Origin of the sequence: Superficieibacter sp. 1612_C1 (assembly GCF_015234305.1) — a bacterium.
Lineage (GTDB): Bacteria > Pseudomonadota > Gammaproteobacteria > Enterobacterales > Enterobacteriaceae > Superficieibacter.
On the sequence record NZ_JADGMI010000004.1, the window covers coordinates 442,840 to 467,037 of the forward strand.

Genomic DNA, 24,198 nt, shown 5'->3' on the forward strand with positions numbered 1-24,198 from the left:
TGAGATCCCTCCAGAATAAGGATCATGCATTAGCAATTGATTTTTCCACCTTTTCAAGAAATTGAATTGGCGATTTAATAACAACTTCCGTTTTAACGCGAACTATCCTTTTATTTTTGAATCTTTCCTCTCCTTTTATTTTTACATCCACGGCCAGAATCACGACATCAGCGGCTGCAATATCCTCCGCGGGTAATTCATTTTCTGTGCCGATAGTTCCCTGCGTTTCTACTTTGATATTATGGCCCAGCGCTTTCGCGCCTTTAATCAGTTTTTCGCGGGCAATATAGGTATGCGCAATGCCCGCAGTACAGGCGGCGACACAAACAATATTCATGACATGCTCCCGTTAAAATAGTTAGCAAACATCCGATTCAGCGTACTGGCTAAAAAGATCGATAATCCGTTGCGGGCTTTTCTCTTCGAGCAGTTGGTTAATAATGTCATCGTCCGCAAGCGCCCCGGCGACCTGTGACAATAAGCGAATATGGGTGGTATTTTGATCTTCGAGGCGGACGGCAAACAGAATAATGCACCGCACGCTGCTACCATCCAGCGTCTCCCAGGGAATGTCATGCCGCGTGCGACCAATGGCCAGCGTCGTGTTGACCACCGCGGAGGACTTACCATGCGGGATCGCAATATGGTTTTCAAAACCGGTCGACCCTTCCGCTTCGCGCTGCCAGACATCCTGAATAAACGTATCACGGCAGGTAATAGCGCCATCTCGCTGTAAGAGATCGGTTAATTCCTCTATCGCCTCCTCTTTATTTTTCGCCTTCATATCTAAAAGAACACGATTCGTATTCAGAATTTTACTTATGTCCATAGTCCTACCTCATGGAGATAAAATTAATTTCCGACGACAACACTTGTCGCATGGTGTAATTTTTCGGTAATGACAGCTTCGGTAACGCGTTTAATATCGGCATCATTAAAAAAGGCGGTGACATACACCACCGGCAGATCGACCGCCGGTAAATTGATGGTGGAGATCACCAGTTCAATATCGTCTTTAGCATGAAACGTCTGCAAACCGCTGGCAGAGACCACGCCGACAATCGTCCAGTCCGGAAAGGCGCGTAATATACGGCTTTTCAGCAGATGCGACGTTCCGATACCGGTAGAACACACCAGTAGAATACGTTTATGTGCGATCTGCCGCTCCATCGCCGCCTGAAAATGCACGGTCAGATAACCGATTTCATCTTCCGACACCGCCGCCTCGCCCCAGGCGCTAAATACCTGATTCACCGCACGCTGCGTCAGTTTCCAGACGTCCTGTAGCTCGCCTTTAATATCTTCCAGAAGCGGGTTACGAATAAAAATGTGATAATTCAGCCGGTTAATTAACGGCTTTATGTGGATCAGCAAACCATCATACAGCGCGGCGTCATCACGGAAATCGCTATCCACCATGGCGGAGAACGTCGCGATGAGCTGCCCGGTAATCAGCCGCGCTTCATCGCTGGAATGCATATTGCCAGGGTTACGGATATCGCCCCGCTCCTCGACCACCACGCCGGAGGAAATAATATATTGATAGATAAACCAGACTTCATCTTCAGGCAGCGGATGGGCGATATGTTTCTCTATACGCCGCAGCATCCCTCGGGCAATGGTAAACACGTTTTCATCGAACGGCGGGGTGCTCTCCTCTTTTTTAGGCAGCGCGTTGCCCCGCGTAATGCGGTACATCATAATCAGGATATGGGTAAAGATATTCACGTAATAGGGCTCGCCCAGCGACCAGCAGAGCTTCTTTTCCATATCCTGTAACAGCGTCTGAACGAAAAGCACATCCTCTTCACCAAAATAGCGCACCAGCGCCTTATAACTGCCCGGATCAAGCCGTGAATGAATAATCGTTCCGGTCTCATTATGATTAATAATGCCATTAATCAGCGAGGCCATCGCCTGACGGACGCTATTTTCACTGCCCTCAATATGCGTTCCGCTTTGACTGCGAATCAGTGATAATCCCAGCGGGGCGATCCATGATTCAATAATTTTTAAATCGTTAACAATGGACGCGCTGCTGATAAAATAACGTTCGGATAATTTACTGATGGATGTCTCATGTGGCGTTTCATTCAATAACTGCGAGGCTATTTTTACCCGCCGGGAATTATTTAACATCACATCGGCATCATCGCCTTCGCCACTCACTGGCAGATCCAGTTGCAAAAAATCGGTAACGTTTTCTGCTAATAACATCACGCCGGAACCTGCGCGTTTATCGATAGTGATTTTACGTTCGGCAAGCCACTGCTCCAGCTCCCGGAGATCGCGCTGAATGGTCTTCTCGGATACATTAAGATATTCCGCAATTTTTAGCAGCGTGACATATTCTCGTCGTTGCAGGAGAAACTTTAATAATCTGTTTTGTCGAGAGGTAATTGTTTGCATTTTTTTACCCTTATTACATACCAGATTAACCCCACGGAATGCTTTTTTTACGACTTAAGCTCCATAAATATTCTGTAAGCATAAATATAAAAGTCAGTTGATTAAATCACAATACTAAATCGTGTCCGGAATTCCGGACAAAAACAGGAACAGAAGTCAATAAGGAATTAATTTCAGGACAGATCACATTTTCGCGATAAATATGAGTGATAGCGATCACAAATATGAATTATTGTAAAAGGAGAAAAGCGTGAGGGTGATGATAAATAATCTGCCGCCGCCGGGTGGTCAGCAATCAAAAACATCCTCTCTCCCTAACAGAGAGAGGATGGCCGTTTTACAGGGTAATCGTCAGGTCATTGCCGGTGGCGGTCACTACCACGCCCCGATCGCTGGCGCTCTGCGCGCCGCCCTGCACGCCGGCGATCTGCGCCACGTTGCGCAGGCATAGCGTCCAGCCGCTCGCCTTGCCGTCGCCTTTGACAATAATGGCGCGACCTTCACGCTTCGCCGTCAGCGTAAAGATCACGGAACCGTCCTGCGCCGGAACCTCGCAGGTCGCCGTATGTCCGTCCTCCAGCGCAAATAGCTGGAAAGCGGTCCCGTCATTCCACGCGTAATCCGGCTTCTGGTCGTTATTGCCGAGCGCCAGCAGCGTGTTCTCGCGCACGTAAACCGGCAGACTGAGCACGTCGTGGGTCTGTTTATGCCAGCGGCTGCCTGCGAGTTTATCATTGCGCCACAGGTGCGTCCAGCGCCCTTCCGGCAGATAAAACTGTACCTCGCCCGCCTCGCTGAACACCGGAGCCACCATTATGGCGTCGCCGAGCATATATTGCCGATCGAGGTAATCGCACGCCGGATCGTCCGGGAACTCCAGCATCATGGCGCGCATCATCGGCGTACCCTGCGCATTCGCCGTCGCCGCCTGGCGATACAGGTACGGCATCAGGCGGCATTTAAGCTGAGTAAAGTGGCGCACCACGTCGCAGGATTCGTCGTCATAGGCCCACGGCACGCGGTAGGACTTACTGCCGTGCAGGCGGCTGTGGCTGGAGAGCAGCCCGAACGCGCACCAGCGTTTGTAGACGTGTGCCGGAGCAGTATTTTCAAAGCCGCCGATATCGTGGCTCCAGAACCCGAACCCGGACAGACCAATTGACAGCCCGCCGCGCAGGCTTTCCGCCATTGACTCATAGTTGGCGTAGCAGTCGCCGCCCCAGTGAACCGGGAACTGCTGCGCACCGACGGAGGCCGAGCGCGCAAACAATACCGCCTCTTTCTCGCCGACGGTCTCTTTCAGCACGTTCCACACCAGTTCGTTATAAATGTAGGCGTAATGGTTATGCATTTTCTGCGGATCGGCACCGTCATGCCAGACAACATCGGTCGGGATGCGCTCGCCAAAGTCGGTCTTGAAGCAGTCAACGCCCATCGCGATCAGCCCTTTCAGCTTATCGGCGTACCACTGGCAGGCGTCCGGATTGGTGAAGTCATAAATCGCCAGCCCCGGCTGCCATTTGTCCCACTGCCACAGCGAGCCATCCGGACGCTTCAGCAGGTAGCCCTTCTCTTTCAGCTCCTTGAAAACCGGCGATTTCTGGCCGATATAGGGGTTGATCCATACGCAGATTTTCAGCCCTTTCGCCTTCAGGCGGCGGATCATCCCTTCCGGGTCCGGGAAGGTCGCCGGGTCCCACTCAAAATCACACCACTGGAAGGCTTTCATCCAGAAGCAGTCGAAGTGGAAGACATGCAGCGGCAGATTACGCTCCGCCATGCCGTCGATAAAGCTGTTAACCGTCGCTTCGTCATAGTTAGTGGTGAACGAGGTGGTCAGCCACAGCCCGAACGACCACGCAGGCGGCAGCGCCGGACGACCGGTAAACTGCGTATAGCGGTTGAGTACCTCTTTCGGCGTCGGGCCGTCGATCACAAAATATTCCAGATATTCGCCTTCGACGCTGAACTGCACTTTCGAGACTTTCTCGGAACCCACTTCAAACGAGACGCACTGCGGATGATTGACCAGCACGCCATAGCCGCGGTTGGTCAGGTAAAACGGGATGTTCTTATACGACTGCTCGGTGCTGGTACCGCCGTCACGGTTCCAGGTCTCCACCGTCTGACCGTTTTTCACCAGTGCGGTAAAGCGCTCGCCGAGGCCATAGACCGTCTCGCCGACGCCCAGATCCAGGCGCTCGAACATGTAGTTGCGCGCGTCATTGCTGTCCTGGACGTAGCCGTTATTTTTCACCTGGCTGCCGGTAATGCGCACACCGTCACGCAAAAAATCCAGCGCCCAGTTTTCGCCTTTGGTGACGCGCACGCTCAGGCTGCCGCTTTTCAGTTCGGCGAACGCCTCCGTGTTGCGCATTTCTACCTGCACATCCTTCATTACGTTCAGCGGATAGTGCGGACCGTTATCCAGCGCCCCCTGAAAGTGTTCGATGCGCACGCCGACCACGCCTTCCTGCGGCGAGAAAAAGCGCAGGGTGAACAGCGGCGTATCGAGTTGCCAGGCGCGTTCGCGCACGTCGCGCGGCGCGGCATGGATCACCATCTCGTTGCCCTGCTGCTCGACGTCAAACACCTGGATCGGGTGAATAAGATTCAGCCCCGGTTGAATTAGCCAGTTTCCATCACTGATTTTCATAACATGCTCCTTTAGTGCTGCAATGCTTTGCCCACTGGCGACTGCGTATCGCGACGCTTGCCCTGCGCGACCTGTTCAAGAATATGATTCATCAACGGCGTTTTCAGGAGGTAGAAGCGTTTGGCGATAATGGCGCTCAGCAGATAACAAAAGGCCGGTACAAGGGTGAACAGGGCGATGATAATAGAGAGCGTGGCGCTGTTCTGGGTTTTGGCCGCGGCATCGTAACCGCCGCCAGCCAGCATCCAGCCAATCATCGCGCCACCCAGTGCCAGGCCCAGCTTCAGCACGAACAGCGTCCCGGCAAAGCTGATCCCGGTCAGGCGTTTGCCGTTGCACCACTCGCCGTAATCGACGGTATCGGACATCATCACCCACTGGATAGGCGTGACCAGCTGATGCAGCACGCCGATAATGGCGATAAAGCCGAACATCACGATATTGGCGCTCAGCGGCACAAAGAACATCGCCACGCTAAACACGGCCAGCAGCGCGTTAGTGCCCCAGAAGACGCTGACCTTGCACAGGCGGTCGGTGATGGGCTTCGCAAGCGCCGAACCAACCAGGTTGCCCACGCAGTAGGTGGTCAGGAACCAGGTGAACAACCCCGGCGCGCCCATAATCCAGGTGACGTAGTACATCATGGCACCGCCGCGCACGCATACCGCCAGAATGTTGAGGATGGTCAGCAGGCCGACGATGCGCCATTGATCGTTTTTCAGGATATCGCGCAGGTCTTCGCTCATCGCGGTTGTGGATGGCGGCGCGACCACACGCTCTTTGGTGGTAAAGAAGCAGAACGCCAGCATCAGGAACGCCACCACCGACAGCACCGCGATCCCGCTCTGAAAACCAAATGCTTTATCGCCGCGACCAAGCAGCTCGACCAGCGGCATCATCAGCACGGTTGAGAGCATCCCGCCCGCCGTCGCCAGTACGAAGCGCCAGGATTGCAGCGAGATGCGCTGCGTCGGGTCGTTAGTAATCACGCCGCCCAGCGCGCAGTAGGGGATATTGACGATGGTATACAGCAGCGTCAGCAGGGTATACGTTACCGCCGCATAAATCATTTTGCCGGTCATGCTGAGATCCGGCGTGCTGTAGGTCAACACGCAGACGATACCGAAGGGCAGCGCGCCGAACAGCACCCACGGGCGGAACTTGCCCCAGCGGCTGCGGGTACGGTCGGCAATCAGCCCCATGCAGGGGTCGGAGATGGCATCCAGCGCGCGGGCGAGCAAAAACATCGTGCCGACAAACCCCGCCGGGATGCCGAAAATATCCGTATAAAAAAACATCATAAACATCATGACGTTATCAAAAACGATATGGCTGGCGGCGTCACCCATGCCGTAGCCAATCTTCTCTTTTACAGAAAGTATCTGACTTTTCATTGTTCATTCCTTGATGCGGTAAGGTACGTGGTACTGCTGAAGAGCTTTTTAAATCATCCTGGCGGGCGGGAGTATTCCGTTTTCTGGTTATCAGATTATGTTTCTTGTTTTCTGTGATCGCGGTAGGGAAAAATCGTAACGTGTGGATTTGTTGAGGATTTATGTCAGATTAGGGATGTTTTGGTAGTAAGGGAGTGAAAAAAGTCACATGGGGGATGTGGAAACCGCAGGAAGTAGCTATAATGCGCCCGCCTCCATGTAGCAATCGAGGCGCGGAAGATCGTCATCTCCGGTGAGGTGGCTGGACTTCAAATCCAGTTGGGACCGCCAGCGGCCCCGGGCAGGTTCGACTCCTGTGATCTTCCGCCAAAATTCCTTTCCTATATAACACCTTTTTAATCCCAGAATGACCTGTTAAAAATCCCCATCACTGATGTAAAACTGACTAGTGAAGTGTGGAAAAGTACTCGGATCAGGCAACCATCAAGTAAATGTAAGTAACTGGCGCAGAACGGTATAAAACGCCAGGGAATGATATCTATTGTTTCAGATAATGGGGTATTTTAGATAGAATTCATTAGCACATCTAAAGGATGAGAAAATTATAATATGTATTGGTTCAGATTTGACGTGATACAGTTTTGGCAGATGGCTAAACCTAATCTGGCTGACCGCTCTGTGCCAGTAGCAGACATTGCAACCACCATGATATATATAGAGTGAAGAAAAATTGAAATGATAAGGTCATCATGGACACTTCAGAACATTGTAAAGAGGTCTACGCATACTTTGGTCTTGCAATGTATAGAGCACAGTGTGTAGAGCAGTCTATAGTTCAACTGCTGATTTTCTTCGATTTCTTTATAAAAAATGTACCTACTTTCTCTACCCGTGATACGTGGGAAGAAGGCTTTGATAGATTTGATAAAGAGTTGTCTGAGAAAACGATGGGGCAGCTTATAAAGCTAATCAGGAAACTAGACATATTGGATAAGGATATCGAAGATATACTTTCTACCGTCTTAAAAAAAAGGAACTGGTTAGCCCATTCTTTTTTTGTTGAACATGCACTTGATTTCATAAGTGAAAATGGACGCAATGATATGATCAAGGAGCTTAATAATTCGATTGCTTTGTTTAACTCCATTGAAGATATTCTAAACCCAATATCACATAATGCTGCGCTTAAATACGGCTTAACAGAAGAGGTTTTAAATGAGATTGAACGCGAAATGCATGATTCCGCAAAGACTAATCGCTAGGTAACTTTCAATTCCAAATCGAGGCGACTTATTAAATATCTCAGCACTCAATGCTAGCTATTAGCTAGTCCTTAACATCTAGAAATTTTCCGCCTTGTGCTAATTGCATAATTATAACAACTCTAGCCTTATCTTGGATTGTAATTATACTTTAGGCAAAACTTATGGATCGGTAGGGTTCTCTTTAACAAGAGTTGTATTTAATAGCATTTCGTGCAACCATTATGTTTACTCATTAAAATTTGAGTTGGGTGAAATTTAAACATGTTAATTTCGCACTGAAAAGGATTAAACATGGACTGGAAAGATCTGGCATCAACCGCTGTGTATACAGATATGGCTAATGAAAACAAAAGTATATGGGAGCGTGTTGATGGGGTTGACGTTGAGTTCATAGGGGCGTTTCTTACTGCGCACTTGAGCATTGAAAAGTATATCACTGATTATCTTAGGTTAAGATATCCTTCGCTATCTTGGGAGGATGCAAAACTCACTTTTTCACAAAAAATAGCTTTAATACAACATGAACCTGCAAAAGTTCCATATAATGAAATATTCTTAAGAATAAAAGACTTTAATAGTATAAGAAATAAAATTAGCCATCAATTAAATTATCAAATCACGGATAAAGAAAAAAGTAAATTTGTTGACTTCTACATGAAAATCACCAAAGAAAGCAAAACTAAACCGAATATTGATATTGATAACATTGCAGACTTGTTGGATTTTTTCTTGATAATAACAAAATCCTATTTTGCTAGTGCAATCTCTTATTATCACTACAATAAAACAGGCCGCAAACAATAGGGTTATGTTATTTGACGAAACGGGAATGCGGGATAATTAATATACGGATTTTGTATCATTTTCAGAGTGTTCAGTTATCTCCATACTCCATACAGGTGTCCACTTCTCGCTCTTAACGGACATGCCAGCCCACTCCCTGGCTGCTGTGTACAGCTAAGACGAATATTTATAGGATGGCTCGTTAGTTTTAACTAGATTTAGTTATTAAAAAAGGCACTCCGCCAAACGTTTGGAGTGCCTTTTAATGTTACATGTCTAAATCGTACCCATCATCGTTAACATTAGAAGTAACTGAGGTTAATTCGAGACTGTCTTCCACGAAACTCCATTCATTATCGCGAAGCAACAACTCCATTTTCGCAACAATTTCAAAGGACGAACCAGAGAAAGGGCGTTCAGGATCTTGTTCACCCTGATAATCAAATATGGCTTGGACGGTCAGAATCCCCCGTTTGGAGTCGTAATTTAACTTTGTCGCTTCCAAATTCTCAATACTGAAACCATAGGCATTCGTTTCCGCTATATCGCTGGAAAGCATGTCTTCTACTTCGCGATCGATAGCGTTGAAAACTTCACCACGATAAATCACTTCCTCTGGAGTATCTTCGCCCATTGCGGCGAGAACAAGCCGTTGTTCCAGCGGGTCACGCTTTGCAACTTCGGTTAGTTCATGGTAGCTGTTGAATTTCGCATCACGAGCAACGACTTCGAGTGCCTCGGATAGCTTAATTTTCTGAATGCGAACTAATTTTTTTGCGCGGGTTTTGAGAATGCTTAGGCATGAGTAGTCAGACATGACTGTACCTCCAATATTATAACGCTATGGATACCGATAGCCTGCTAACCGGGCAGCGTTACAATGTATGGCGGCCAAGTGTTTGGGGATCTACTGAACGATGGGCTATTGCTTTGCGAAACAGGCGCCAGGTGACCATCACCACCTAACTTAATATTAACTAGGTAATATTTTCGCGTCAAATTTACATTCACTTTTCTCTTCGACCTATGAGTATCTGACATTTCACTTTCACACCTAAGCCATTTACATTTGAGAAGTTAATCGGCTCTGACGTGATTCAGACTCTCCCCGCGCCAAACGCATTTACACTTTATCTGACGGAAGTACTCACCGAGACCGAAATCGGCCTTGGGACCTGTCTGCAATGTGCCAAAGGCGGAAGACTGTAACTTTGAGATAAGTTTGAAAAATCAGAGTGATTGTCTTAAGTTTCTATTATTACAAGGCTTGGTTACAAGCTCAAGATAATTGATCATTGCATGTCAATATTTAACTATAAATATAGAGGGGAGTTATGAGGTTCTTTATAAAAGAAAATTAAGCCATGATATAGCCGAAACCCAATCTCATTAGCTCAATTAATACTTTTCGAAATAAGGTCTGTTAGAATTAAATAAATGGCAAGGGGATCAGTTACTTGCCATTTATTAATTTAAGGGCGATTATTTTTTTCGGCTTTCATAGAAGCTAATCAATTCATTGACTTCTTCTTTACGGGGGAGGAGTTCTATTAATGGAGTGTTTTTAAGATATTGTATTGCATATCTAAAGCCACCATCATTTTTATCCATCATTTTATTTATGTGCCTAGAGTTGTTATCATAATTTCGGATGGATTCTAGGCTACTTTCAAAGAAGCTCAACGCATGTATTTTATCATTACTTATAGACAGAGCCCTTGCAGACAACTGAGCTAATACTAATGTGGCACTGTAATAAGTTTGATTTTTAAGCTCGGCACTATCAAGTCTAACTTTACTTGCATAACTCATTCCCTCGAGGAGGTCATCAATTGTGTGTGCAGATATTAGTTCTGACTTAGCTCTTTGTAACCAGTAGTGCATGTCTTCACGATAAGTATGTGCAATTTCCTTATATATGTCTCTGATAAATTTATGGACGTTTTTCCCATTCCCAAGTTCATTTAGTTTATCAAAGCTTATAAGGTTCCTTGATGCTGCAAGGAATCCTTTTGACGCAAGAGATATTATTAATTTAGATACTGTTTTATAAGATGCAGGATCTTTAACAATATAATCACTGATGACTCTTAAAAGCCAGGATGGTGAATTGCAGATTATAACTCCATTTGGCTCTGCGTGAGTTGACTCCAATTCAAATAACCTATCATTTTGTGTAATAAAATTCTGAATATCAAAGTATTTATTGTGACTATTAATATGGCCATATGTGGCTTTATTAAAAGCTGCAATTAAAATTAAAACAAATATAGAATCTTCATCAAATTGCTTATCAAAAAAATTAGAATTGCCTAGTCTATTTTTATACTCGCTATAGTATCGATAAGCAAAATTCAACAGTGTTTCTGAAGTTTTATAAAGTGGTAGCCCCTCAAAAGAAAGCTTATCATTGAGATACTTTTCTTCTTCACTAATTAAGTTGTTTTTTATCTGAATTTCGGAATGTACTATCTTTCTGTCCTTTAACTTAAATCTATATAACTCTGCGTCACCAAAACTAGAGCATAAAATAATTTTGTTACTAGGATGTACCTTTATAGTTAAAATCTCATCAATGCTTTGTGCGTTGAAGAAATTAGAGTCAAAAATGAATATATGATTCTCGAATTTTATCAATGAGTTTTTAATGGAAGGATCGAATGTATCAGTCGAAGAGTAATAAGAGGCATTATATTCTTTCTTTGCCTCAATAATTTGAAATAAAAGTACTGATTTTCCGCTAAAACGTCGACCTGTAATTAGGATATAGTCATGATTCCGTAATGCCTTGATTGCATCATCACAAACATTTCGTTGAGAAAAAGTTATAGAATTTCGCAAGATTCTTTTATTATCCACTATTTTAGTTACAGGGCCTCCATTAGCAAATAAATTTATAGCTTCTTCTTTCGTTAACTTGGAGTCATCTAGTTCGAAACTTCTTGTGGGGGATTCTCGCTCAACATTCTGAAGGGTGTTATTTAACCATTGATATATCTGATCGTAAGTATCAAAGATAATTACTTTTTCAATGCCATACTCCGAAAGAGCTATTTTTTCCTCTAAATTTAAATGTCCTTTCTTCAAATAAATTGATTTCTTAAATGGCGTACTTCTTGATAGATGCATTAAATCAAGCTCTCCATCAAGACTGCAACCTATGAAGAGGAAAGCTGAATTTTTGGCTTCCTCAGATAAAAAGGATAACATGGATTTATTTTCTTCTATACTGTGTGCATATTCGCGCCAAGTGAATATCAGATTTTGATCTTCGTACTTAATAAATTCAGTAATGTCGCCATGAATTTTGAATAAACATTTATGAGCAGATATAAATTCTCGCTGAACCACTCGGTTTGGATGTAGAATTTTGTATTTTCTGTTAATGTTCTCTATGGCATCGTCGATATTAAACGTGAAAATATGAGGCCAATCTAAATTTATTAGTTTTGTTTTTTCGTGATCAGAGAGTTTACACTCTGAAAAAATGTTACCTAATAATGCCTTCGATTTTCGTTTGGGTATGTATTCCTCCATGTTTAGAAGTCCAAATGCTTTTTTTAGATGGCTGATTCTTAAGATTTCATCTACTTCTGCTTTTGTTAATCCTTCTTTTTCGGCCGCTATATTTCTAACCAACTCCGTAAGTTTAATAGCATCTGGAACTTTACCATTTTTTGCTCTAATATCTCTAGTGAATCCACTGCCAAAAAAAGGTATCAATTGCGAAGCCTTAAATAAAGCCACAATCTCATGCTTCAAGTTTGGTTCAGTATGATGTTGTATTTGCATTTTACCCTCGGTTAAATTTGAATTGTTAATTTAGCTCAGTAAAGTTATTTACTCTGCTTGTTCGCTAGCGGTCATTCGGATACTGTAAAAAATTCTGATCATTTTATCAACTCTTGGCTTAACTAATTTTACTTTGGGTGTGATTAATAATCTGGTTTAGATCAGGAACTAACACTTCAGTTATAAACCTAAGTTGTAGTATATCTTTTATTGCCAAGATGAAACATGATTTAACCCAGTGCTCATCAAAAGCTAGAACATTGAAAAAGAACTCATGAGGGCTTTATCCATTTCCGCTTCTCGCTCAAACCAGACTGTCAGATTTAGCTGTGTTCTACCAATAGACTCTGTCACCTCAAGCCTGAACTAATACATATAATTAACCGATTTCATTCAGCTCTATATCCTAATCTCTCTAACTCTTTCCTTCCCAGGGTTTTAAGCCAGTTCCCCAGACTCATCCCTTCCGCCTTCGCCGCCGCTTCAAACTGAGCTTTTAGTTCTGGTGTTATGCGAATCTGAAAAGTCGGAGCTTTTCCGGATTTGGACTGGTTTGGATCACGTTTAGCGGTTGACATACACGTACCTACAAGCGGAAGATAACTCCATTCAGGTACGTACCTTAACATATGGCGACCTGACTTATAAACGCCCTCATCCAGTATTCGCAGTACCGGACGAGAGCTAACCTCACCAACTATCAAGGAGTTGATTATGGCTGCCCCGCATTCTACCTCAGACGTCCCCGCAACCAAACCCGAGCGCACGTTTATTGTGGGCTATCGTCCAAAATGTCTTGATACCAGCACGCCGAGCATCACGTTGTCCGGCAAATGGCTGCGCGAGGCGGGCTTTGAGACCGGCAACCACTATACGCTGAAGGTGATGCCCGGCTGCCTCGTGCTGGTCGGTTTGACGGACAGAGAAGAAACGCTCACTAAGGAACTGGCGAAGACTAAGCATACGCTGGAGGAGATGAAAGGGATGCTGCAAGGCGCTTAAGTTTTACTCAGGCCGGAGGCATCCTTGCCAGACCGGCCTTACCGGAACGGATGAGACGGTTATCATCAGCCGCCCTTCCTGCATCGGAAAAGTGGAAAGCCGAACACGTCAACATGGCAGTGATAAATTACTGCATCGTCACCCAGTCAGATGCCTGAGCTTAACCCTCAATCTCTGGCATAATAAGCAAACTACAGCGTCGTGAGTAAGTTGAAATGGAGGCGGCATGTCAGATAAACACTTATCCCAGTCCCCCGCAGGTGAATTCATTATGTTTGCCAGTGATGACGGCGAAGTGCGCGTTGAATGTCGCTTTGAGCAAGAGACGCTGTGGCTATCTCAGGCAACCATTGCCAGCCTGTATCAGATCACCCCCCAGGCCGTGACGCAACACATTAAAGCGATCTACGATGAAGGCGAACTTGAACAAAACGCAACCTGTAAGTCTTACTTACAGGTTCAAATGGAAGGCCATCGTCAGGTAAGCCGCAACAGGCTTCATTACAGCCTGCCCGTTATACTCGCCGTTGGCTATCGCGTCCGCTCCCAACGAGGCACTCAGTTCCGTCAGTGGGCAACCCAGACGCTCCAGGAATACCTGATCAAAGGGTTTGTGATGGACGATGAGCGGCTAAAAAATCCGCCTGTCGGCTCATCTGCCGTGCCTGACTATTTCGACGAGATGCTTGAACGCATCCGCGATATTCGTGCCAGTGAGCGCCGGGTTTATCTCAGAGTAAGAGAAATCTTTGCATTAGCCGCCGACTATCAACCCTCACTAAAAGAAACCACACAGTTTTTTCAAACCATCCAGAACAAGCTGCATTTCGCCTGTACCGGTCATACCGCTGCGGAACTCATCCACAAACGTGCTGATGCCAGCAAACCACATATGGGCTTAACCAGCTATAAGGGCGAAGAGGTACGGAAGTGTGATGTGACGGTGGCAAAAAATTACCTTAACCGGGATGAAGTTAGCGAGCTTAACCGCGTGGTTAATATGTGGCTGGATTTTGCCGAAGATCAGGCTCGTCGTCGTCAGCAGGTCTTTCTGCATGACTGGCAGGTTAAGTTGGATCAGTTCCTGCAATTCAACGACCGAGAGGTTCTGCAAGGCGCGGGGACCGTCAGTAAGAAAATGGCAGATGAAAAAGCGCAGGCGCAATATGTTAATTTTGCCGAACAACAGCGGCGCTTAAAAGAAGCTGAAGGTGAGAAAGATATTGCCGCTTTGCTACAGTGGGACAAAGAAAAGAAAAGCTAACGCTGGCTACTGACGAATGCAAAAGCGGGTTAATGGCCGCAAGCTATTCCTTTGGTTCCACGCCCTTCTTACGTAAAGCCTCACGGCCAGAGTTTTTAAGCCAGTTTCCCAGACTCACACCTTCCTCTGCCGCCGCCGCCTCAAACTGCGCCTTTAACTCTGGCGTTATACGAATTTGAAAGGTTGGAGATAAACCTCTTCCCTTTGGACTCTTATCTCGTCTGGTTTTTTCTGTTGACATGTACGTATGCGAAGTTTAGATTATGTGCATTAAGTACGTACTTAATAGTACGCCATCCAGACAACGCTCCGATGTGCGCCAACACAACCGGAGCGTCTAACCTCACCAACTATCAAGGAGTTGATTATGGCTACCCCGCATTCTACCTCAGACCTTACCGCAACCAAACCCGAGCGCACGTTTATTGTGGGCTATCGTCCAAAATGTCTTGATACCAGCACGCCGAGCATCACGCTGTCCGGCAAATGGCTGCGCGAGGCGGGCTTTGAAACCGGCAATCACTACATGCTTAAGGTGATGCACGGTTGTCTCGTGCTGGTAGCTTTGTCGGATAAAGAAGAAAGCCTGACGAAAGAGCTGGGGCAGACCAAACAAACGCTGAACGATCTGAGAAAAATGCTTCTGCCCGCTGAAACCAGCCCGGTCAGCTAAAACTACTTTTTTACATAACGCCACCAGCGTAAAACGCAGTTGTTCGGTTTTACCGAACAACTGCTGATAGTTCCCGGCTAAATCGCCAGTTGAACACTCCCTACAGCCTCTCAATAAACCCCTTCAGCTCGCGGTTAAAACGTTCGCTTTCTTCCATAAACGGCGCATGACCGGAGTTGTCGAATATCGCTGACTGAATGCGCGGATTTACGTCCTTCGCCCGCGCCAGCGAGGTCTGCGGATTGACCAGCGCGTCATGCTTGCCGTAAATAAACAGTAAAGGCACACGGGCAGGCTTGAGTGATTTTTCAAGAGAAACGCTTATCGACGGCACGGCGCGCTGCATCGGCCATGCGGCAAGAGCGGCGTTTGCCAGCAGCCGCCCGAATGTCTCATTGTCCGGCTGTTGATAGAAACAGAGCCGCAGGAAAGCGCGCTCACCATCAAGGTGGGTTTTTAAATCACTGGCGGTCATGTCGCGGTAAACCTCCGGATGCGCCGTTATTTGCTCAGGAACAAGTTCCACCACGCCGTCGACGTAGACCGCGCCGCTGATGCGGGCATCGCCATAAGCTTCCAGATAGCGCGTGATCACCACGCCTCCCAGTGACCAGCCAACCAATAACGGCTTATCAGCATGACTACCCTCAATGACCGCCGCCAGGTCATCGCCCCAGCGCTTGCCGTCGCGGTAAGCGCTATCCTGCTGCGGCTTACCTGAGAGTCCGTGACCACGCAGATCAAAAGTAATCAGCCGGTAGCGTTGCAGTTGTACGTCTTCGGTCTGTTTTTCCCAGTTCAGGTGACTGCCCAGCAGACCATGAATAAAAATAACCGGCCTGCCGTTCGGGTTGCCGCTCTCCTGGACGGCCAGCGTGACGCCGTCAGGCGCGGTAACCGTATAGTTTTTTACCTGCGCAAACAGGGCCGCAGAAAACAGCAGCAGGAACAGCGGAACGACCGTACGACGGAAAATAAATACCAACATAAAAAGCTCCTCTGGTGAGTGATCCCGCGCTATGCTGAACCCTGACATTAATGTCAGAGTCAAGCGACATTCACAGAGGCAGGTCATGCAGTTAACCATTGGCGAGCTGGCAACAAAGACGGGCGTCAGCGTGCGTTCGATTCGGCATTACGATAGTCACGGTCTGCTGACATCGACCCGCGCCTGTAACGGCTACCGTTATTTTCCGCAGGAGGCCATTGCGCAGGTGCGGCAGATCCAGCGGCTGATTGGCACCGGGTTCAGCATCGCGGAAATCCGCAGTTTTCCTGACTGTATGCGGCTGATTGAAGGCGCGGCGTTTTGCCCGGAAACCCAGGCTATTCAGCATAAACGGCTGGCGGAGATCGAACGGCAGATTAGTGACCTGGAATGTCGGCGGGCGCGATTAATGGAAACGTTGCAACAGGGCAAAAACGACTAACCGGCGATGGCCTCTCCGGTTGAATTTTCAGGTTCTGGCGTTTAGATGGGTTCGTCTCTCGCCTGCCCCCTTTCCCGCCGAAACCGCGCAGGTGTACACCCCGCCCACTTCTGAAACGCCTTACTGAATGACGCCTCAGAACGGTAGCCCGCCAGTTCTGCGATGCTGGCGAGACGGCTGCCGGAGATCAACAGACGGCGGGCCGCCTGACGCATCCGCCAGTCCGTGACGTAGGTCAGCGGCGGCATTCCCATCACGGTGCGAAAATGCTCAGCAAAGCGCGAGCGCGATTGCCCTGCGGTGGCGGCCATGGCGTCAAGGGACCAGTGGGCTTCCGGACGCTGATGCACTTCCTGAAGAACGCTGGCGATATAGCGGTCGGCCAGCCCCCGCAGCAGTCCTGGCGCGCCGGATCGGGCATCGGTCGCCAGCCATGCGCGCAACGCATAGACAAACAGAATATCGGTCAGATGGGCAGATACCGTTCCCCTGCCCCTGTGGTCGCTGCTGATTTCACGGTCAAGCAGGGAGACAATTTGTGCAAGGGCGTGTTGTTCAGGGCCGGCATTGTTCTGGCGCAGCAGCAGCACCTTCGGCAGGCCGGATAACAGCGGCGTATAGCTGCGATCGCCGAAGTGAAACACGCCGGAAATGATGACCGTTCCGGCGGCATCGCTCTCCTGACCATAATGAAAGGCGCACGTCTCAAAATGATGACCGGGCTGCCACGGCGGCACGCCAATAGTGTTCAGGACGTCGCTGAACGGCACGCGGCGAGCGTGTTCGTGATGCAGCAGTTCGTGGGCATCGCCGCCGGGCAGAATGGCGATATCACCCTGCGCCATGCGATACGTTTCCCCGACCGTCCCGCCGGAAATGACGGCCTGTCCGGAAATCACGATATGAAAAGGCACGCCCGCCAGCGGATCTTTGCTGAAGCCCCATCCGGCGGCAAGCGCCATGCGGCAAAAGACCGAACTTCTCAGGTGCAGGTTGCCGAGTACATCCTCGATAACGTCCATCGGGTTGGGACTATTGGTGTGATTTTAGGGATGGTTGAATATAGATCATCCCGGCTGTCTTCACCATACTTCTTCCACGGCCCGCTCCGGGCGCAACGCAACTCCTGATGAGGTTAGCCATGAATCTGAAGAACAATACGATTTTAATTACCGGCGGCGGCTCCGGCATCGGGCGCGGTCTGGCAGAAAGACTGCATGCTTCAGGGAATAAGGTGATTATTGCCGGGCGCAGGAAAGCGGCGCTGGATGAGGTGGTAGCATTGAATCCCGGCATGGCCGCAGTGACGCTGGATCAACGCGATCCGCAGGCGATCGTGGAATGTGCCCAACAGACAATCCGCGATTATCCGGCGCTGAATATGATCATCAATAATGCCGGGGTTCAGCGCGTGGAAAATCTGCATCTTGGTCAGGTAGAGCGGGCGGAGGAGCAGGTTACCAGTAATTTTCTTGGCCCCGTCAGGCTTATTGCGGCGTTTATGCCGCATCTGCTGGCGCAGCCTTCTGCGACCATTATCAACGTCACCTCGGCGTTAGGGTTTGTGCCGCAGGCGATGATACCGACCTATTCAGCGACCAAAGCGGCGCTGCATGCTTATACCCTTTCGCTGCGCTATCAGTTGCAGGATACGCCTGTCAGGGTGCTGGAGATTATTCCGCCGTGGGTCCAAACCGCGCTTCAGGGGGAGCGGGGTTTTGATGAACGGGCGATGCCGCTGGAGGACTATCTCGATCAAACGATGGCTCTGCTGGCGCAGCCGCCGGAGAGTGGGGAAATCGTGGTGGACGCGGCTAAAGGACTGCGTTTTGCGGAACAGGCGCAGAAGTTTACGGCTGTGTTTACCGCGCTGAATGACGGGCGAGCGGAGGAATTTGGTAACCCGCCGCGTCGGCCGGATTAAGGCAATTCGCAGGGCGGGTGCTGTCGCTCCCGCCTTTCACCTCGTCAGAAGTTATACGTCAGCCCCACCGTATAACGACGACCGTCGAGCACCGTATCATACGTGTCATAGTCAATCTGCTTATCCAGCACGTTATACACCCCGGCGGAGACCAGCAGGTTTTTATTGGCGTTGTAACGCAGACCAAGATCGATTTGCGTATAGGACGGCGTGCCCTGGGCCATTGACGTCCGGCTCAGGTACTCCGAGGTTTTGCCGCGCAGGTTCAGACGGCTCCAGAAACCGACATCCTGCGTGGCCTGCCAGTCCAGGGTGGTGTTGAACATGTGTTTTGGCATTTTGTTCAGCGGCTGGCCGGAGAACTGACCGCTTTTCTGCTCGGACTCGGTATAGGTATAGTTCGCCGTCAGGTTAAGATCGCGCACGATTTCCCAGCCGAAGCTGGATTCCACGCCGCGCATATTTGCCTTATCGACGTTGACGCGATCGCTGACGAAGTCGTAGCTATGGTTGCCAATCGTACAGGCTGGATCGGCACTGCTGTTGCAGCGGCGAACTTCGGTGATCTTGTCTTTAAAATCGGTATTGAACAGGGTAATGCCCGCGTTGAGATTGTCGTTGTTATCCCACAGCAGCGCGATCTCTTCGCTCAGGCTTTTTTCTGGTTTGAGGTCCGGGTTGCCGACGATGATGCCGTCGAGCCGTCCGCCGCCGGTCACCTGGCCCCAGCTGGCCGAGGACTGACGCAGATCCGGTGCGCGATAGCCCGCAGAGACGCCGCCTTTCAGGGTCCACTGTTCAGCAAGATGCCAGACGCCATAGCCGCGCGGGGTCCAGTTAGTGCCGTAGTTTTCGTCCTTGTCCATGCGCAGGCCGCCGGTCAGGGTAAAGCTGTCGGTCATCGCCCACTCATCTTCGGTAAACAGCGCCCAGCTCCAGCGGGTCAGTTTATTCAGACCATCCGCCGCTTCCAGCTGGTTGCCGTTATCGTTCAGTTTTTCATAGCGATACTGCCCGCCCACCGTCAGGGTGTGATCGCCGAGGAAAATCTGGTTCTGGTTGTTAAAGGTGGTGTTGTACGACTTCATTTCACGACCGGGGTTGGTCGATTTTTCCTGCTGGAGATAACTGGTGGTGTTGAAGTCGTCGTAATAGCCGTTGTGGGTGAGCGCATAGGTCGTATGCTCATAGCGGCTGTTGCTCGGGCTGTTGGGCGTACAGGTGTTGCCGCGGCAGGTCTCCGCAGCCATCGACTTGCCCGGCGTGCTGTTACGATCCTGTAATTCACGCGCCACGTCGAGGTCAAAGTCGTTTTTCTCATCCGGGGTGAAATTCAGCGTCACGCCGCCGTTACGTAATTTCTGCTCGTTATAGCCGTTGACGATCTGGTCTTCGGCGCGGCGCGACAGCAGGCCGGTAATTTTTGCTCCCAGCAGGCCGTCGATAATCGGGCCAGAGGCATAGGCGTCGGTCTGGAATAAGTCGCCTGAATTATTATCTTCCTGGAACGTTGCGTCACCGTGCAGAGAACCGGTCCAGGCCTGCGTATTTGATACCTTTTTGGTAATGATGTTAATTACGCCACCCATCGCATCGGAACCATATAACGATGACATCGGCCCGCGAATAACCTCAATACGTTCGATGGATTCCAGCGGCGGAAGCCAGCCTTGTTCGATACCGGAATTATCGCTGTTCGGGCGCGTACCGCGGGTGCTAATACGCTTACCGTTGACAAGGAATAAGGTGTACTGGGAAGCCATGCCGCGAATACTAATATCGCTGCTGCTGGCACCGCCAGTGACCACGACACCTGGAACATCTTTTAGCGCATCGGTAACGTCGCGATAGGCTTTATCTTCTATTTGGGCTTTGGAAATAACGGAAATAGATGCGGGCGCATTCTGGATTTTTTGTTCAAAGCCGGTGGCACTGACCACCATCGTATCCTGATCGGCGGAATAGACGCTGGCTGAGAACGTGGCGAGAGAGACCGCTGCGGCAAGTAAATTAACGCGAGATATTGTCATTTTCATTCCTTAGAATAAAAAGCACTGGCAAAAGAGCGTGCTGTAAAAAAGTACAAAATTTTTATAAAAAGCATTTATGTAGAGCGAAACGGCGCGATTTTAGGCAACAAAGATGAGAATGTAAACATTAATGAGAATTGTTAGCGTTTGTAACGTGATCCAGATCACTCTTTTCCCGGGCGCGCAAATAACCACTTATTTTAACGGGGTTATTATTTGGTAACGGTTCATCGCGTAGCATTATTTAAGGGGAAATCATCTTTTACGCGCGTTTTAATAGGGTGATGCGCCCTATCTTCTTTATTTCCTTAAAAGCAGTCATCCTTCAATTCCCGTGCTTTCTCAAATTTAAAGTAAACTGATAATAATCCACTCGTTATTTGCCCCTGTGAGGCCGGTTTGCGCATCGCAACGATTACTAATTTCGCCTACATCGCCACCGTCGTGTTGACGCTCGCCTCCGGCGTGGCGTTGTTTATGGCCTCCAGTGCGGACAAGGCGGAGCGAGCCGCCGTGAAGCAAAGCCGGGATTTTGATGCGGCAACGGAACAACTGGAGAAAGATGCATTTGCGCAAACCGATCTTGCCCGCTTATCGGTCATCAAAAAAGCGCCGGAAAATATTCAGGCCTGGAAGGCCGGAATGGCACAGGAGTCCCGGCTGGAGCAGCATGTAGCGAAGTTGAATGACATAGGCGCTTCCGCGGAAGAACTTATATTGCTGCGCGACGGTATTTCTCTGCTAAAAACGCTGGAAGACGAACAACAAGAGGCGATCACCGCACTTGAACAAGGACGAAATACGGAAGCTGTTGAACTGTTATTTGGCGAGAATTATGAACAGCAATTATCGCAGGTCGAGTACCGGTTTACCCATTTTGAGAGCCTGATTACTCAGCGAACCGAAGCGACGATTGCCGAAGCAACCCACCTTTCACAGCGTCTGCGTACCCTGTCAGAAATCATGGTCGCGCTGACTGCGCTGCTGTTTCTGTTCGTGCTGGGATTTATTATCAAGCACCGGATTTTACGCCCGGTAGTGACCCTGAGCGATGTGGTTAACCGGCTGGCAACACAGGATTATGCCGTGGAAGCCCCCCTCTATGCGCAGGTCGATGAGATTGGCGATATGGCGCAGGCGATACGCATCTTTCGGGAAAATGGCATGGTCCGGCAACAACTGGAGCAGGAGCGCGATGCCGACTGGGTGACACGCAACTTACTCGCGCGGATGACGCAGCGCCTTCAGGGATGCGAATCTCACCGCAGCATCATCAAAGTTGTCAGCCTCTTCGCGCCGAAAATCGTGCCGGAGATGGGCGGACGGCTCTATATTCTCGATCCGCAAAACAATACCATGAAATGCATGGCCAGCTGGCTGTCACCGGCGGGAGAAGATACCCCTTTTCAGCCAGAGTGTTGTTGGGCGCTCAAGCGCGGACAGTTGCATAGTCCGTCCAGAGACAGTGTGGATATGCCCTGTGAACATTACCCGCCGCAGATAGCGACAAAAGCGATTTGCGTGCCGCTGATCGCGCAGAATAAAACCATCGGACTGCTGACCTTTGATAATCATATCAATGAGAAAGCGCCGCCGTATATCTACCTTGAACTGATGGCCGAGACGCTCTCGCTGGCGCTGGTGAACCAGAAACTGCGCGATACGCTGACCGAAAAAGCGATGTACGATCCGCTGACCGGCCTGCGTAATCGTCATAATCTGGAAGAGTTGCTGCGCGGCCTGATCGAACGCGCCGAGACCAAAAAAAGCTGCGTTAGCTGCCTGATGATCGATATTGATTATTTCAAAAAACTCAATGATACCTGGGGCCACGGCGCGGGCGATAAAGTGCTGCGGGAAACCGGGCGCATGATCAGCGAACTGCTGGATGAAGCCAGCGTGGCGTTTCGTTACGGTGGAGAAGAGTTTTTAATTCTGCTGCCGGATATCGACGAGGCGCAGGCCAAAAGCATCGCCGGGCAGATCCTGCATAATGTTGGTCAGCACCGGATGTTGTATGAACTTCACGATGTCGGGCCGATCTCGGTGTCTATCGGGCTGGCAACCTGGCCGACGCACGCCCGCGAAAGTAATCTGGTCAGGGCGGCGGATCTCGCCCTGTATCTGGCAAAAGAGCGCGGCAGAAATCAGATTGTGGTCGCCAAAAAAGCGTCTTAAAGCTTAAAGGTTGGCCAGTGAATATCATTGACGCCGTTCAACAGCGGGCGGGCGAACAGGAATCCCTGGAAGCGCCGGATGCCCGCAGATTCCAGCCAGCACCACTCTTCCAGCCGCTCAATGCCTTCAGCAACAATAGTAATTTCCAGCTCGGAGCAGCACTTAATAATCGAATTCACGATCGCCTGCTTGGGGCCACTGAGGTGAATGTTGCTGACGATCTCGCGGTCGATTTTGATTTTATCGGGCTGGAATTTGGTCAGCAGCGAAAGGCCCGCATAGCCGGAACCGAAATCATCGATCGCCAGACCAATGCCGGCGGCACGCAGTTTTTTTATCGCGTGAGTAAATTCCCGGACTCCTGAAATCACTTCGTTCTCGGTCACTTCCACAACCACCTGCTCCGGGCTAAGCCTGTACTCCGCGATTTTTTCCAGCAAAAACTCGACCGCGCCAGGCACATACACCAGCGACATCGGTAGCAGATTAATGGCGATCTTGTGGTTGCCAATGCCGATCTTCTCGGCCAGTGCAAACGCGTAAGCTTTGGTTTGCAGATCGACTTCGTAGATTTGATCGTCGGGGATCGCTGAAAAGAAGTGTTCCGGACTGCCGCCATTATTGCTGCGCACCAGCGCTTCCAGCGAACTGATCGTACGCCCCAGCGGCTCGACAATCGGCTGAAGCGCGAACTGACACATCTGCCCCGGCCACAGCTGCGGCGATGGCGGCTGAAACGGTGCTTTTTTCGGTTCCATTACCCAGCGGTTCGGGTCAAAACGTACTTCGGCTTGCGGTCTGTGCTCGGTAGTCGCAAATCTTTCAATAAATTTGAACACCCTGTCGTCCGCAGCAAGGTAGCTTTCCAGTTTCCCGTAGCGTAAAACGGAATCCAGAATGACTTGCGGTGACTCCAGTCGCAGGTCGAACAGTACCATTCCTACAGTGGCAAAGCGCCGCCGGGGAGCGTAATCCCGCATCAGCTCTACCACGTTTTGATGTCGGATATCCTGACTAATTTTAGAAAACAGCGCATCAAGCGTCTCTTCCGGGCCTTCCAGCACCTGTAAAAAGTGCGCACCGTCAAACAGCAGCATGCCCGTGACGTCAACCGCCGCGTTGCTCCGTTTCGCTTTCTCGACCAGCACATCAAGAGGAAACGTCTCGCAGGATAAATTTAACTGGCTTCGGTAGATGAGCGTCGTAAGCACCGTGAAGCGTCCCTGAGTAGTGTTAAAAGGTCATATAACATATTTAACACACAGCCAGAGATGTCACACGATGAATACGCGTTTTCTGCGGATTCAGGCATGGGGGGCACAAGATCCAGCGAATATTTGCGAGGCATCTTCCTGAATTCAGGTTCGGGCGTTGAACGCTACTCCAGGCAGCCCATAA

At 49.3% G+C, this 24,198-nt stretch carries 21 protein-coding genes and 1 tRNA gene; 9 read left to right on the forward strand and 13 right to left on the reverse strand.

The window, feature by feature from the left end; translation table 11 throughout:
• Positions 1-22: 22 nt before the first annotated feature.
• The 5 genes from INT84_RS16155 to INT84_RS16175 all read right to left on the reverse strand — a co-directional run bounded on the left by INT84_RS16155 (position 23) and on the right by INT84_RS16175 (position 6,459).
• Entirely contained in the window at positions 23-337 is a 315-nt protein-coding gene (locus INT84_RS16155; protein ID WP_176917033.1) for a PTS fructose transporter subunit IIB, read from the reverse strand.
• Positions 338-358: 21 nt separating this feature from the next.
• Positions 359-829 (reverse strand): PTS sugar transporter subunit IIA, encoded by a 471-nt coding sequence (locus tag INT84_RS16160; protein WP_176917032.1) that lies wholly within the window; start codon positions 827-829, stop codon positions 359-361.
• A 23-nt stretch (positions 830-852) separates the two neighbouring features.
• Complete coding sequence (locus tag INT84_RS16165) at positions 853-2,409, reverse strand: transcription antiterminator (RefSeq protein ID WP_176917031.1); 1,557 nt, start codon at positions 2,407-2,409, stop codon at positions 853-855.
• A gap of 337 nt (positions 2,410-2,746) precedes the next feature.
• Positions 2,747-5,065, reverse strand: a complete 2,319-nt coding sequence (gene yicI / locus INT84_RS16170) for an alpha-xylosidase (protein WP_194207614.1) — start codon at positions 5,063-5,065, stop codon at positions 2,747-2,749.
• 11 nt (positions 5,066-5,076) lie between these two features.
• Entirely contained in the window at positions 5,077-6,459 is a 1,383-nt protein-coding gene (locus tag INT84_RS16175; protein ID WP_194207615.1) for a glycoside-pentoside-hexuronide family transporter, read from the reverse strand.
• Between the two features lie 274 nt (positions 6,460-6,733).
• On the opposite strand from INT84_RS16175, the gene INT84_RS16180 reads away from it, so the two are divergent.
• From INT84_RS16180 to INT84_RS16190, 3 genes are all read left to right on the forward strand, one after another.
• Positions 6,734-6,828, forward strand: a tRNA-Sec gene (locus INT84_RS16180).
• A 380-nt stretch (positions 6,829-7,208) separates the two neighbouring features.
• Positions 7,209-7,721 carry a hypothetical protein gene (locus INT84_RS16185; RefSeq protein ID WP_194207616.1) on the forward strand — a complete coding sequence of 171 codons (513 nt, stop codon included), beginning with the start codon at positions 7,209-7,211 and terminating at the stop codon, positions 7,719-7,721.
• A 294-nt stretch (positions 7,722-8,015) separates the two neighbouring features.
• The gene (locus INT84_RS16190) at positions 8,016-8,528 is read left to right on the forward strand and encodes a hypothetical protein (RefSeq protein ID WP_194207617.1); all 513 of its coding nucleotides are present in this window, start codon (positions 8,016-8,018) and stop codon (positions 8,526-8,528) included.
• A gap of 247 nt (positions 8,529-8,775) precedes the next feature.
• Here the strand turns inward: INT84_RS16190 and INT84_RS16195 are convergent, their stop codons facing one another.
• The 3 genes from INT84_RS16195 to INT84_RS16205 all read right to left on the reverse strand — a co-directional run bounded on the left by INT84_RS16195 (position 8,776) and on the right by INT84_RS16205 (position 12,877).
• Entirely contained in the window at positions 8,776-9,324 is a 549-nt protein-coding gene (locus tag INT84_RS16195; protein WP_194207618.1) for a hypothetical protein, read from the reverse strand.
• Between the two features lie 665 nt (positions 9,325-9,989).
• Complete coding sequence (gene avs5, locus INT84_RS16200; protein WP_194207619.1) at positions 9,990-12,299, reverse strand: AVAST type 5 anti-phage protein Avs5; 2,310 nt, start codon at positions 12,297-12,299, stop codon at positions 9,990-9,992.
• 389 nt (positions 12,300-12,688) lie between these two features.
• On the reverse strand, positions 12,689-12,877 hold the full coding sequence (locus tag INT84_RS16205; protein WP_176917026.1) for a toxin-antitoxin system HicB family antitoxin: 189 nt from the start codon (positions 12,875-12,877) through the stop codon (positions 12,689-12,691).
• 136 nt (positions 12,878-13,013) lie between these two features.
• Here INT84_RS16205 and INT84_RS16210 point away from each other — a divergent pair, with 136 nt between their 5' ends.
• Positions 13,014-13,301: a SymE family type I addiction module toxin gene (locus tag INT84_RS16210; protein WP_194207620.1), complete on the forward strand. Its 288-nt coding sequence runs from the start codon at positions 13,014-13,016 to the stop codon at positions 13,299-13,301.
• Positions 13,302-13,527: 226 nt separating this feature from the next.
• On the forward strand, positions 13,528-14,565 hold the full coding sequence (locus INT84_RS16215) for a virulence RhuM family protein (RefSeq protein WP_194207621.1): 1,038 nt from the start codon (positions 13,528-13,530) through the stop codon (positions 14,563-14,565).
• Between the two features lie 43 nt (positions 14,566-14,608).
• Here the strand turns inward: INT84_RS16215 and INT84_RS16220 are convergent, their stop codons facing one another.
• A complete protein-coding gene (locus INT84_RS16220) occupies positions 14,609-14,806 on the reverse strand; it encodes a toxin-antitoxin system HicB family antitoxin (protein WP_194207622.1) in 198 nt (65 codons plus the stop codon).
• A 126-nt stretch (positions 14,807-14,932) separates the two neighbouring features.
• On the opposite strand from INT84_RS16220, the gene INT84_RS16225 reads away from it, so the two are divergent.
• On the forward strand, positions 14,933-15,238 hold the full coding sequence (locus INT84_RS16225; RefSeq protein WP_194207623.1) for a SymE family type I addiction module toxin: 306 nt from the start codon (positions 14,933-14,935) through the stop codon (positions 15,236-15,238).
• Positions 15,239-15,338: 100 nt separating this feature from the next.
• Here the strand turns inward: INT84_RS16225 and INT84_RS16230 are convergent, their stop codons facing one another.
• On the reverse strand, positions 15,339-16,226 hold the full coding sequence (locus INT84_RS16230; RefSeq protein ID WP_194207624.1) for an alpha/beta fold hydrolase: 888 nt from the start codon (positions 16,224-16,226) through the stop codon (positions 15,339-15,341).
• 85 nt (positions 16,227-16,311) lie between these two features.
• On the opposite strand from INT84_RS16230, the gene INT84_RS16235 reads away from it, so the two are divergent.
• Entirely contained in the window at positions 16,312-16,668 is a 357-nt protein-coding gene (locus tag INT84_RS16235) for a MerR family transcriptional regulator (RefSeq protein WP_194207625.1), read from the forward strand.
• A gap of 41 nt (positions 16,669-16,709) precedes the next feature.
• On the opposite strand, the gene INT84_RS16240 is transcribed toward INT84_RS16235, so the two are convergent.
• Complete coding sequence (locus INT84_RS16240) at positions 16,710-17,690, reverse strand: AraC family transcriptional regulator (RefSeq protein WP_194207626.1); 981 nt, start codon at positions 17,688-17,690, stop codon at positions 16,710-16,712.
• 119 nt (positions 17,691-17,809) lie between these two features.
• Between INT84_RS16240 and INT84_RS16245 the strand changes: the two genes are divergently transcribed.
• On the forward strand, positions 17,810-18,592 hold the full coding sequence (locus INT84_RS16245) for an SDR family oxidoreductase (protein WP_194207627.1): 783 nt from the start codon (positions 17,810-17,812) through the stop codon (positions 18,590-18,592).
• Positions 18,593-18,636: 44 nt separating this feature from the next.
• On the opposite strand, the gene INT84_RS16250 is transcribed toward INT84_RS16245, so the two are convergent.
• Complete coding sequence (locus INT84_RS16250) at positions 18,637-20,622, reverse strand: ligand-gated channel protein (RefSeq protein WP_194207628.1); 1,986 nt, start codon at positions 20,620-20,622, stop codon at positions 18,637-18,639.
• A 399-nt stretch (positions 20,623-21,021) separates the two neighbouring features.
• Here INT84_RS16250 and INT84_RS16255 point away from each other — a divergent pair, with 399 nt between their 5' ends.
• Positions 21,022-22,800, forward strand: coding sequence for a diguanylate cyclase (locus INT84_RS16255; RefSeq protein ID WP_194207629.1), 1,779 nt, complete (start codon positions 21,022-21,024; stop codon positions 22,798-22,800).
• Here the strand turns inward: INT84_RS16255 and INT84_RS16260 are convergent.
• The gene (locus tag INT84_RS16260) at positions 22,797-24,011 is read right to left on the reverse strand and encodes a diguanylate phosphodiesterase (RefSeq protein WP_194207630.1); all 1,215 of its coding nucleotides are present in this window, start codon (positions 24,009-24,011) and stop codon (positions 22,797-22,799) included. The genes INT84_RS16255 and INT84_RS16260 overlap by 4 nt on opposite strands.
• Positions 24,012-24,198 lie beyond the last annotated feature (187 nt).